Here is a 12,418-nt window from a genome sequence, read left to right on the forward strand (position 1 = left end):
AGATGAGCTGTGTAGTACCTGAAATGATGACGATTGAGTGGCTCAGAGAAGCCTATAGTCGCCAGCTTGTAACGCCGGAGGAGGTGATTCGGGTCATGATCGAACGGGCGGAAGCCGATCGGGAGATGAACATATGGATCACGCCACCCCGGATGGAGCGGATACGGCCTTATCTGGAACGCCTGGATACGTTAGATCCGAGAACATCGCCGCTATGGGGCGTGCCGTTTGCCGTGAAGGATAATATTGATGTCGCCGGCATTCCGACTACGGCGGGATGTCCGGATTATCAGTTTATCCCTCAGCAGCATGCCGCCGTTGTCGCCAAATTGATCGAAGCCGGAGCGATTCCTGTTGGCAAGACGAATCTGGATCAATTTGCGACAGGATTGGTCGGGACGCGAAGCCCATATGGGGAGACGCATAATGCGCTGCGCCCCGAGCTGATCAGCGGAGGCTCAAGCTCAGGCTCGTCGGTTGCCGTTGCGAGGGGACAGGCTGCCTTCGCCCTAGGCACAGATACGGCAGGGTCAGGCCGGGTTCCTGCTGCGCTCAACAGGCTGGTCGGATATAAGCCGCCGCTTGGAGCCTGGTCAACCTCTGGGGTCGTACCGGCATGTGCAAGCCTGGACTGTGTCAGTGTGTTTACGTGGCAGCTGGCGGATGCACGGGTTGTGGACGGCGTTGTCCGAGGATACGACGCAGACGATCCGTGGTCAAGAGAGATTGGGCCGGCAGTTGCCCGGATGCCGAAACAGGTATGTTTGCCGAAGGGAGAGCTGTCCTTCTTCGGTCCGTATGCGGAAGCTTACCGATCCGCCTGGGAGAAGACGGTTCGCCGGTTGCAGAACATATATGTAAACATCCGTTATGTGGATACAGACGTGTTCGAGCAAGCCGCTGCCCTGCTCTATGGCGGACCGTTCGTGGAAGAACGTCGGGCAGGACTCGGGGGATTCGTCGAGGCTAATCCAGGCAGTCTGATGCCGGAAACGGAAACAGTGCTTCGTTCAGGGGCGGACGCCGGATATGATGGCGCATCGGTGTTCCGGGCAATGCATCGGCTGCAGTCGCTGAAGCTGGCGGCCCGCCGACTGCTTGGCGATGGTGTTCTGGTGCTGCCGACGACTGGAGGAACCTGGAGCAGGGCTGATATTCACGAGCAGCCGATCAGGCGCAATCAGGATCTCGGACAATACACGAACCACTGCAACTTGCTGGATATGAGTGCGGTCGCAGTGCCGGGAGAAGATGCGGAGCAAGGGCTGCCGTTTGGGATTACGTTCTTTGCGATGGCGGAGCACGATGGCGCGGAAGTGGCAGCGGCGGAAGCGTTCCTGGAAGCGATGAATCGTTCCCGCCCTGCTGCGGGAGAAGACGCGGCCTCCGTCCAGGTGGCGGTCTGCGGACTTCATATGAGGGGATATCCGCTGGCGGCTCAGATGGAACGGCTGGGGGCATCCTTTCTGCGGGAAGCCAGAACATCGCCCGCATATCAGCTGGTGAAGCTGGCAATGGAACCGCCTCGTCCGGGGCTGATCAGGAAGGAGGCTGGAGGGGCGTGCATCGACCTGGAAATTTGGGAGATGCCCGTTAAATCCCTTGGCGAGCTGGTAGCCACCGTCCCTTCACCACTCGGCATTGGCAGAGTCGAGCTTGAGGACGGAACGGAAGTGACCGGGTTTATTTGCGAAGCGTTTGCGGCTTCATCCGAGGGGGCGGAGGACATCACGTCTTTAGGGGGATGGCGTGCGGCGGTACGGCCTGAAGCGGGAAGCGCCGTCTGACGGAGGTGGGCGAAAACTGGCCGGTAGCTGGCTGTAAGTCCTTTAAGCTGTGGATTATTTATAAGGGCTGTGTTGGACCTCCGGAGACAGAGGGATCGAGTTGAACGACTGAATAGGCTCTTCTCATGCTCAAGTGAGAGGAGCCTTTTTATTCGTAATATATAACATAATATGTAACATACGAGGTACTTATGTGTACAAAAAACAAAATAGTAGTCGGATTTATATAAATATTTGCTAAAGAAATTGATAGAAAGCTGTATTATACTTGAGGAAGTGAAGATAAGTGATTATAAGTGTTAGTTAATATGACATATAAAAGGAGGCGGTTCGAATGAAAACTGATCATCCCGTGAAACCTGCCTATTTGCTCCGAGCCGCCGGTCTTACGAAACGTTTCGGTTCTCTGACAGCCAACGAGGGAATTGATCTGGAAGTCCGGCCTGGTCAAATTCATGCCATCCTTGGTGAGAACGGCGCGGGCAAGAGCACGCTCATGAAAATGTTGTATGGCGTATACGAACCGGACGAAGGAACCGTTCTGATGGATGGGGAGCCGGCCGTACTATATCCGCCAAGCCGGGCGAGAGCGAAAGGGATCGGTATGGTGTTTCAGGATTTTCGCCTGATTCCGGCTATGACCGTACTGGAGTCGATTGCGCTCGCGGTAGAATCAGGTTTTGCATTGCGGCGAAAGCAGCTCCGGGCCCGGATTCTTGAAGTATCGCGCAAATACGGACTGGCGGTGGACCCTGACGCCTATGTCTGGCAGCTGGACCTCGGGCAGCGACAGCGTCTGGAAATTGTGAAAGTGCTGCTGGCGCCGGGAACGAGGGTCATCATTTTTGACGAACCGACCAGCGTGCTTGTGCCTCAGGAAGTGGAGAAGTTTCTGGATATGCTGGATAAACTCCGCAAGGACCGTTACGGCATCCTGCTCATCACCCACAAGATCAACGAGGTGCTGGCCTGCGCCGATCAGGTGTCTGTTCTGCGGGCCGGCCGGATGGTATACCAGTCTGATCAGGTGGACAGCGGGGACGGCGATAAACTGATCTCCGCCATGATGGGGGAGAAAACGTTAAACCCGGTGACGAAGCAAGGGATGCACGGGGAAGAACGCGAGCCTATATTACAGCTTAAGGACGGCACAATTCGAGGAGATCATGGGGAGCCGGTGCTGGAGGGCGTTCACCTGACGCTTCGGAAGAGCGAGATTACCGGTGTAGCAGGGATTTCAGGCAACGGCCAGCGGGAACTGGCAGAAGTGCTGTTTGGACTCAGGAAGCTGGGCACCGGTGAGCTGACCATCGCTTCGGCTGTGATGAACGATGCGTCAACGAAGGAATTCATGGAAGCCGGAGTGACCTTCGTATCCGAGGATCCTATCAAGGAATCCGTCATCCCTGGCTTCTCTATTCTGGAGCATATGATACTCGATGGCATTGAGGCGCCTGTCAAAGGGGCCAATATCGACTGGGCCCGCGCGCAAAAACTGCTGGAAGACAGCGAGGAAGCCAGGGCGCTTGCACTTGCCGACGGGAGCAGAAGGGCGGATCAGCTGTCTGGAGGCAATGTGCAGCGAATGGTGCTTTCCCGGGCGTTGATCCGCAAGCCGGACATTTTGATTATTAGCTACCCCAGCCGCGGGCTGGACATCGGTACAACTCGTACGATCCAGCAGCAGCTAATTGAGCTGGCTAAGCAGGGGACGGCGGTGCTGCTGTTCTCCGAAGATCTGGATGAGCTGTTCAAGCTGTCGGACCGCTTGGTGGTACTTAGCGGCAAGAAGCTGCTGGGCCCGTACGATACGCATGAGACCGACGTATCGAGGATCGGAGAACGCATGCTGAAAGGAGAATCCGCATGAAACAACAAGCTGGAGCCGCGGCTCTGTCCCCGGCGAATGGGATGACTCGCGGAAACCGTTGGAAGCCGGCCGCCCTGAAGACAGCGCTGATGCTGGCACCATTTGTTGTGTTCGGACTCTTCCTGTTATTTCACAACGTCAACCCTGTCACACTCTATATTTCGATGATTCAATCCACGTTCGGTGACCTGTATGGTTTTGGCGAGGTGCTGCTGAAGGCGACGCCATTTATTCTGACGGGCCTGGCGGCTGCGCTTCCGGCTAAGGCGGGATTGGTGAATGTGGGCGGTGAAGGTCAGCTGGCCATCGGCGCGCTGTTCTCAACCTGGTTTGCTGTATTCTACCTTGATGCGATGCCGGCCGCGCTCGGCATTCCGCTGATGCTGCTTGCAGGCGCGCTTGGCGGGGGCTTATGGGCCGCCGTTACGGCCCTGCTCAAAGTGAAGGGCGGGCTGAATGAGACGATTACGAGCCTGCTTCTCAATTATGTTGCGGCGTTTACCGTTGGCTTTTTCGTGCATGGGCTGCTCAAGGATCCGAACTCGTTCAACTGGCCCTTCTCGCCGGAGATCGCATCATCGCTGCGGCTGCCGGTCGTCAACGGCACGAGGCTCCATGTCGGCATCCTCCTTGCGCTGGTGCTAGCGGCGGTCACCTGGTATGTGCTTGCGCGAACAAGACTTGGATTTCGCATTCGCGTTATCGGCAGCAACCGGTTTGCAGCCGAACGAGCGGGCTTCCGCATTAACCGCACCTACTTCTGGGTGCTCGTCGCAGGCGGGATGCTTGCCGGCATTGCCGGGATGATCGAAATCGCCGGCATCGAAGGCCGGCTGCGGGCTTCCACCGGTGTCAACTACGGTTATCTTGGATTTTTGGCGGCGATGATGGCCTGGAACCATCCGCTTCGGATCGTTCTGACCGGATTTATTCTCGGGATGATCAGCGTGGCGGGCAACACACTGGAGATTGCTTCCGGCTTGCCCGCATCGTCTGTCCATATTTTGATGGGGCTCGTACTGTTCTTCATACTCGGCAGCGGAAGGAGGTCTTCATGATGATTGCAGATATTTTAACAGGGGCGATCCGTTCGGGAACGTCGGTTATGCTGGCCTCGCAGGGGGAGCTGATATCCGAGCGGGCGGGCGTGATCAACCTGGGGACCGAAGGCTCGATGCTGTGCGGCGCGCTCGGCGGATTCGCCGTCACGGTCTGGACCGGCAATCCTTGGCTTGGCGTGCTGGCGGGCGGCATTGCGGGCATGCTCATATCCGCGATTCATGCCTTCCTGGTTCTCGCTTGCGGAGCGAACCAGCTGGCAACAGGCTTGACGATTATGTTCTTCGGCATGGGGGTGACCTCGTTTCTGGGCCGGGGTTTCGTCAGCGAGCAGATCGTGGGCTTCAATCCCGTCCCCATTCCGTTTCTGTCGGACATTCCGTTCATCGGCGGCATATTGTTCAATCATGATCCGCTGACCTATCTGGCGATCCTGTTCGTCCCATGTCTGTGGTACGTGCTATTCCGGACGCGGCTTGGCATCGTGCTGAGAGCGACCGGAGAGCGTCAGGAGGTGTTGTTTGCCAGCGGGATTAATCCGAAGCTGGTTCGTTACCTGGCGGTGCTGGCCGGAGGTTTTCTGGCAGGCGTGGGAGGTGTCCAGCTGTCCGTCGCCTTTACCCATAGCTGGGTGGAGAATATGACACAGGGACGCGGCGTCGTAGCGGTGGCGCTGGTGATCTTCGCTTCATGGATGCCGGCCAGAGCGATGCTCGGCGCGTATTTGTTCGGGGCGGCCCAGGCGCTTCAGCTGACGGTGCAGCAGCAAGGCCTGCCGATCTCGCCGTTCTTCCTGTTCATGGTGCCTTACCTGCTCACATTGGCAGCACTGCTGATTGTGGAGCGCAAGCAGCGAAGCTTGATGCCGGAATCACTGGGTAAGGTTTTTGCCGGGGACGGCGCTCGCTAGCGCTATCCGCTAGTTATTGGCGCAGGAAGCTACTTAACCATTTCGATATTTTAAGGGGGAAACAGAACAATGAACCATACACGAAAAGCATTCCGTACAACCTTGATGTTAGGTGTCCTGGCCTTGTCCATGCTGGTGAGCGCATGCAGCCAGCCGGGAGCTGCGCCGAGCCCAAGCGGGGCTGCAGAGGGTGGCGAAGCGGCTGCTCCGGGAACCGGCGGTTCCGCGATCGGATTTATTTTCGTAGGAACGAAGGATGATCATGGCTACAATCAGGCGGCGTATATCGGCAGCGAAGCTGTGGAGCAGGCCTTCCCTGACATGAAGGTGCTCCGCTCGGAGAACGTGCCGGAAACGGCTGAAGCCGAGCGGGTGATGGAGCAGATGATCAAGAACGGGGCAAAGATCATTTTCCCGACCTCGTACGGTCATCTGGAGCCAAGTCTGAACGTGGCTAAGCGCCACCCGGACGTTGCGTTCTTTCACCAGGGCGGGCTGAAGACGGCTGATAATCTCGGCACTTACTTCGGCACGATATGGGAACCGAATTATTTGGCAGGTGTAACGGCAGCGCAAATGTCCAAAACCGGAAAGCTTGGTTTCATCGTCTCCGTGCCGATTCCGCAGGTGCTGCTGAATGTGAATGCATTCCAGCTTGGAGCGCAGTCGGTCAATCCGGATGCAACGACCTCTGTCGTATTTACCGGCAGCTGGTGCGACCCGGGTCAGCAGGCGAATGCGGCCAACTCGTTGATCGATGCAGGCGCTGACGTGCTTGGCCAGCATCAGGACTGCACGAAGACCGTGATCGAAACGGCCGAGCGCCGCGGGGTGATGTCGGTCGGCTACCATACGGACGCCTCGGCACTGGCGCCGGAAGGATGGCTGACGGGATCTGTCTGGAACTGGTCGGACCTGTTTGTGGATATGACCCGGACCGCGATTGACGGCAGCTTCAAGGGCAGTATCTATGATGGCAAATATCGCGGGATGCTGAAGGATGATGTTGTGCAGCTGACAGATTTCGGAGCGAGCGTGCCGGAGGACGTTCGGACCTACGTGCTGGAGCAGAAGCAGGCGATCATTGACGGGACGCTGCATCCGTTCGCCGGACCGGTGAAGGATCAGGAAGGAAACGTGAAGATCGAAGAGGGAGCGGAGCCGGATGCAGAGGAATTGGAAGCGACGGATTATTTGGTCGAAGGCGTCATCGGCAGCATTCCGAAATAAGCGACAAGGACGTGATTTCTATGGAGAAGAGCAGGAAGACAGAAGTGCGAACAGCGGAAGAGATGCCTTGGGCGCTCATGCCGGATCACGTAGCGTTGTATCATCGCGAGATTGTGTCTGCCAAGGAAGCAGATGAGCTCGGTATACGAATGAATTCGGTGCTATGGGAGAAGATTGGCGTCGGGGGCGCCGTTCTCCCTCACTATCATGATGTTGCCGAGATTATTCATATCACAGCCGGGAAGGTGCGCTTGCTCTGCAATGGGGAGTGGCAATGTTACCGGGCCGGAGATACGTTCCATGTGCCGGCAGGGGTTGTCCATTCTGTGGCCAATGACGGCGACGAGCCTTCCGAGCAAATCAGCATCTTCGTTCCGGCAGAAGCGGAAGTGCCCCCGAATCGGTTCTTCGGCACGACGCTGGTTCCGGCGGATCTTGCCGAGGTTTTGAGACGATGAAGCGCACCGGAGGGGTGGGGACGGAAGTGACAGGCTTGATAACGGAAAAGGTGATCGAAACCGCTCTGCCGTATGCTTTTCCATTCGACCCGGCGCGTACGGCAGTCATCATCATTGATATGCAAAATGATTTTTGCGCACCCGGTGGTTTCGGCGAACGCCTTGGCAATGACGTCACACCGGCCCGGCGCATCATCCCGGCGGTCCAGGCTGTGCTTGCGGCAGCCCGGGCAGCGGGGCTGACGGTCATGCATACCCGCGAGGGGCATCTTCCGGACCTATCCGATTGTCCGCCCGCCAAGCTTGAGCGAAGCCGAAAGCAAGGCGCGGGCATCGGTGACCCTGGTCCGATGGGACGTATTCTTGTCCGGGGTGAGATTGGGCATGACATTATTCCGGAGCTGTATCCGACCGAAGGTGAGCCCGTGATAGACAAGCCGGGGAAGGGCGCCTTCTATGCCACGAATTTGCAGGATCTCCTGGAGGCAAGGCGGATCGAGTATCTGGTGCTGTGCGGCGTGACAACCCATGTCTGTGTGCATACAACGCTGCGGGAAGCCAATGACCGGGGATACCGGTGTCTGGTGCTGGAGGATGCGACGGCGGCTTTTGATCCGGCCGATCATGAGGCAGCTCTTCATATGGTCAGGCAGCAAGGCGGCATATTCGGCTGGACGGCAGCCAGCGCTGCGTTCATGTCCGCGATCGGTTGAACGAGGCAGAGCATGGATTAGAAAAGGTGGATGCCGCACGCATTAAGATGACAACTTAGCGAAGCTTGGAAGGGGAGAGGATGATATGGAATACGGTATGCGTGATGCATTTACGGTCAGGGATTTATTCGGTGTGCCTCATTTTGAGGATGCAGCGCTGCTTGGCGGAGATGCCGGGCTGGACGTGCCGATCAGCCGTGTCAACGTGATGGAAGTGCCGGACGTGGTCGATTGGGTCAGACCGGGTGAATTCCTGATGACGACCGGATATCCGTTCAAGGAGGATCCGAACGCCCTGGTTACGCTGATTGCCCAGCTGAAGCAGAAGGGTGTGGTTGCGCTTGGCATCAAGACGAAGCGGTTTCTGGATGCCGTACCCGAGGCGGCGATTCGGGCAGCTGATCAGTACGGTATTCCGCTCATTGAACTCCCCCCGGCTACGACCTTTTCCGATGTTGTTCGTGAAGTGATGGAGCGCGTGCTTGTTGCGGAATCGAGAGATTTATCGATTCTTCAGGGCCGCGTTCAACGCCTGTCCCACGTGCTGCTGCACGGGGATGGGCTTCCTGCATTTCTGAATCATCTACAGCTTATGATCAAGCATCCGGTCGCCCTGCTGGACCCCGAGAACCGCTGGACGGCTTCCCCTGCCGCCGAGGACTGGTGTGTTCAGATTAATGAGGAGGCATGGAGCGGTTTGAGGGGAGAGCCGATGGCAGAGACGCAGTTTCTGCGCATGGGAGAGCGCCAGCTCCGCGTTCATGTGACTGCGGTATCCGATGATGGCCCAAGATCCTTCCTGCTGCTTATCATCGAGGATGGCAGCAACTATGGGCCGGTGGATGCGCTCACTGTAACCTGGGCCGGGCGTCTGCTTGGCTTCGAGATCAGCAATATGCAGGCAAGAAAGACGATTGAAGCCAAATATTTCGACCAGTTTCTTCAGGACTGGATCAGCGGAAGGGTGGTCTCCTCTGTTGATCTGCGGCTGCGCGCAGAGGCCTGTGGATGGCCGCTGGAGCGCGGGGCTGCCTATGTGATTGGTGTCGCGGCGATGCGAAGCGTCAAAGCGGATGTCAAGAAGCTGCAAGCCATCGCCAAACGGCTAAATGATGAGAGCGCTCTGTACAAAAATGCGGTGAAATGGACGGTGCTGGAAGGGGCGCTTGTCGTTCTCCTTACCTTTCGTCACGAGCAAGGCGAAGCCGGGGTGCCTGAGCGGCTCATCCGCCAAGCATGGGATATGCTGCAGGCAGCGCTGACCGGAGAAGCTGAAGCGCTGTGCCTGGGCCGGGAAGCTGTTGGTACCGGGGCTGTGCCTAACAGTTACAAGGATGCCAGACGCGCAGCCGAAGTGCGCAGCGTCTGCCGCCTAAGCGATACGGTGGTCCGCTTCGGCGATCTGGGCCTCTACCTGCTGCTCTACCGGCTTCAGGGAAGCGATGAGCTTGAGGTATACAAGCGGATGTATCTGCAGCCGCTGCTGGAGCTGGACACGCGGCAGAGCGGAGCGCTGCTGTCTACGCTGCGGACATACTTCCAGTGCAACTGCAATGCGAAGGAAACGGCGGAGCGGATGTTCGTGCATTACAACACGGTCAACTACCGGCTCGAACGGATCCGCAGCGAGCTTGGACTGAGGCTGGATGATCCGGAGACGAAGCTGATGCTTCAGCTGGCGCTGAAGCTGGAAGAGATCCAGGAGCTGAATTAATGAAACAGCCATCGCAGCAGCTAACCATACAACGTGGCAGAATGCTGCGGGGGCTTGTGTCAAGAAATGCTTTATGTTCTGCATACGCAAAAAAAGCCACTCCTTTACTAATGGCCGGGATAACCCGTGATTAAGCAAAGGAGGGCTTCTTTATTTATAACGGTATCATTCTGCGTTCAAGATGACGCTTCAATCCTTGGCAGCCAGCCGGTGCGCGGCAGCGGCTGGCCGCTGAAATGGTCAGCAATGGCGCTACTCGAACAGCTTCTTGAGATTCTCGCTGTATGGAGCCTGCACCATGCCTTTTTCGGTAATGATTGCCGTTACATATTCATTAGGCGTTACATCAAAGGCCGGGTTGTAGACCTTGACGCCATGAGGTGCAGTCCGCTTGCCAAAACCTTCGGTAATCTCTTCAGCCGGGCGTTCTTCGATCGGAATCTCCGCACCGGTCTTGGTGTTCAGATCGATGGTAGACAGCGGGCAGGCCACATAGAACGGGATGCCGTGAGCCTTGGCCAGCACGGCCAGGCCGTAGGTGCCGATCTTGTTCGCGACATCGCCGTTGGCCGCTACGCGATCCGTGCCGACGATGACAGCTTGCACCCAGCCCTTGGACATGACCATGGCTGCCATATTGTCGGCGAGCAGGGTGACGTCAATGCCGGCCTGCTGAAGCTCGAATGCTGTCAGGCGGGCGCCCTGGAGCACGGGTCTTGTCTCATCGGCGAACACCTTGATGTTCATGCCCTGCTCGTGGGCAAGGTACATCGGTGCAAGCGCGGTGCCGTACTTGGCCGTAGCCAGACCGCCCGCATTGCAGTGCGTAAGGATGCCCATGCCATCCTTGAACAGCGGCAGGGCGTTCTCTCCGATGCGGCGGCAGACGTCTTCGTCTTCCGCGCGAATCGCTTCAGCCTCTGCCAGAAGTGCAGCATTCAAGGCGGTGCGGTCCGATAGGGTCTCGGCCAGCTTCTCGGCAGTCAGCTTTATGCGGTCCAGAGCCCAGAACAGATTAACGGCTGTCGGTCGAGATGTAGCAAGGTAATCGCATGTGGTCCGCACCTGCTGCAGCCATTCGCCAGGCTGGTCTCCGGCATATTGAAGGCCTCCGAGCACGACGCCGAAGGCAGCGGCTATCCCGATTGCAGGAGCTCCCCTGACCTTCATGGAATGGATGCCTTCCCATACTTCCTCGGGGGTGTACAGCTTGAGATAAACGATGTCCTCAGGCAGCAGGCGCTGATCCAGCAGAATCAGATGGTCGCCGCCCCAGGAGACGGAGCTTAAAGGTTCATAGGTGTGGGTCTGGCCTGCAGATGTATAGCTCATATCGAAACCTCATTTCCTGATGCTTGTTTAACGAGTTCAATCACATCATCGATGGACTTGATACTGCGATGATGACGAACGAGATTTTTACCGATGGCCAGCGCCTTGCGCTGTGCCGCTTCCCTGGCGGTAGCGTCTGCAATGGTATCAATATCGATAACGTGGGACAAACCGACGATACGGCGGATCATTTTGCAGCCTGCATAGCCTGCGGCATCCTGCAGCACCTGCAGGACGTAATGATCCTGATACCCCGGCGTGCGGGACATTTCATCCAGCAGGTCTGCATTCCATAGCTGCCGGAAGTTCCGCTCATAATGGTTCCATACATCCTGCGACATCTGTACAAGCCGCTGCTCCCGGAGCTGCTGCGCTTTCGGATCGGCAGCCCAGCCCGGTGTGGCGGCGTAGTTCAATAGCAGATTGCCGATAACTGCCCCGATATCGAAGCCCATCGGGCCGAAGAAGGCAAACTCCGGATCGATCACCTTGGTGGACTCCGCCCTTACGAAGATGCTTCCGGTATGGAGATCCCCATGAAGAAGGGCTTGTCCTTGCGTGAGGAACTTGTGCCGCAGCAGCGTCACTTCAAAATGCAATTCGGTATCGCTGCGCAGCGCCTCGGCTTCATCTGCGATGCTGTCCGGGTAGCTGTTGTTCGGAGAATCCCGGTAAGGATCCTCGAAGATCAGATCCTCTGTAATCTTGCACAAATCCGGATTTATGAAGCGTCCGGCAAGCTCCTTCTTCTTCTGCTGGTTCATGCCGAGATCGGAAGTATAGAACAAGGTTCTGGCAAGGAATTCGCCGATATGCTCCGCAAACTTCGGATAGCTGTTTCCTTCAATCAGACCTTTGCGCATAATCGTATATTCGCTCAGATCCTCCATGATCGTGTATGCCATCTCGTCCGAATAACCGTACACTTCGGGAACGAGAGCCGGGCAGAGTGAATGCTCCATTTCGAGCGCCTCGCGTTCGATGCGAGCCCGGTCAAGCGATAGCGGCCAGGATTCACCGACGACTTTGGCATAAGGAACCGCCTGTTTGATAATGAGGCTGTGATCCGAATGCTTGGCGGTGACATGAAACACCAGATTCAAATTTCCATCGCCGATTTCCCGGCATTCAAGTTCGGCTTGATCCGGGAAACGGCCCGGTAAACTTTTGGCCAGCTGTATAGCTTCTTCCGCGGTGAGCGGATGATATGCAGACATAAACTGTCACCCCCAAATATGATAGAAGAAATTAAAGCCAACTTATGTGCTTGGTATTAGTAGTATAACGTTTTTTCGCGGTTTTTGTATATTTTTTTGGATATTGGCGAATGGATGCGCTTTGATTC

Annotated in this window: 10 protein-coding genes; 8 read left to right on the plus strand and 2 right to left on the minus strand. The window is 56.9% G+C overall.

Translation table 11 applies throughout. The features are described 5' to 3' along the window. Positions 1-2: 2 nt before the first annotated feature. From atzF to CHH67_RS20460, 8 genes are all read left to right on the plus strand, one after another. Positions 3-1,787, plus strand: coding sequence for an allophanate hydrolase (gene atzF, locus CHH67_RS20425; protein ID WP_095267228.1), 1,785 nt, complete (start codon positions 3-5; stop codon positions 1,785-1,787). Positions 1,788-2,121: 334 nt separating this feature from the next. Next, positions 2,122-3,657 (plus strand): ABC transporter ATP-binding protein, encoded by a 1,536-nt coding sequence (locus CHH67_RS20430; protein ID WP_095267229.1) that lies wholly within the window; start codon positions 2,122-2,124, stop codon positions 3,655-3,657. Next, a complete protein-coding gene (locus CHH67_RS20435; protein WP_095267230.1) occupies positions 3,654-4,715 on the plus strand; it encodes an ABC transporter permease in 1,062 nt (353 codons plus the stop codon). Before CHH67_RS20430 ends, CHH67_RS20435 begins: the two co-directional genes overlap by 4 nt. Beyond that, entirely contained in the window at positions 4,712-5,626 is a 915-nt protein-coding gene (locus CHH67_RS20440) for an ABC transporter permease (protein ID WP_244908272.1), read from the plus strand. Before CHH67_RS20435 ends, CHH67_RS20440 begins: the two co-directional genes overlap by 4 nt. 69 nt (positions 5,627-5,695) lie before the next feature. Further along, a complete protein-coding gene (locus tag CHH67_RS20445) occupies positions 5,696-6,856 on the plus strand; it encodes a BMP family ABC transporter substrate-binding protein (protein ID WP_230875657.1) in 1,161 nt (386 codons plus the stop codon). Between the two features lie 20 nt (positions 6,857-6,876). Further along, positions 6,877-7,314: a cupin domain-containing protein gene (locus tag CHH67_RS20450; protein ID WP_095267232.1), complete on the plus strand. Its 438-nt coding sequence runs from the start codon at positions 6,877-6,879 to the stop codon at positions 7,312-7,314. Next, positions 7,311-8,027: a cysteine hydrolase family protein gene (locus tag CHH67_RS20455; RefSeq protein ID WP_095267233.1), complete on the plus strand. Its 717-nt coding sequence runs from the start codon at positions 7,311-7,313 to the stop codon at positions 8,025-8,027. Before CHH67_RS20450 ends, CHH67_RS20455 begins: the two co-directional genes overlap by 4 nt. Positions 8,028-8,112: 85 nt before the next feature. Beyond that, the gene (locus CHH67_RS20460) at positions 8,113-9,741 is read left to right on the plus strand and encodes a PucR family transcriptional regulator (protein ID WP_095267234.1); all 1,629 of its coding nucleotides are present in this window, start codon (positions 8,113-8,115) and stop codon (positions 9,739-9,741) included. Positions 9,742-9,993: 252 nt separating this feature from the next. On the opposite strand, the gene mtnA is transcribed toward CHH67_RS20460, so the two are convergent. After that, the gene (mtnA, locus tag CHH67_RS20465; RefSeq protein ID WP_095267235.1) at positions 9,994-11,073 is read right to left on the minus strand and encodes an S-methyl-5-thioribose-1-phosphate isomerase; all 1,080 of its coding nucleotides are present in this window, start codon (positions 11,071-11,073) and stop codon (positions 9,994-9,996) included. After that, positions 11,070-12,290, minus strand: a complete 1,221-nt coding sequence (mtnK, locus tag CHH67_RS20470) for an S-methyl-5-thioribose kinase (protein WP_095267236.1) — start codon at positions 12,288-12,290, stop codon at positions 11,070-11,072. The genes mtnA and mtnK overlap by 4 nt, the downstream gene beginning before the upstream one ends. Positions 12,291-12,418 lie beyond the last annotated feature (128 nt).

It is taken from the genome of Paenibacillus campinasensis (genome assembly GCF_002272015.1).
In the GTDB taxonomy this organism is placed as follows: domain Bacteria; phylum Bacillota; class Bacilli; order Paenibacillales; family Paenibacillaceae; genus Paenibacillus_AQ; species Paenibacillus_AQ campinasensis.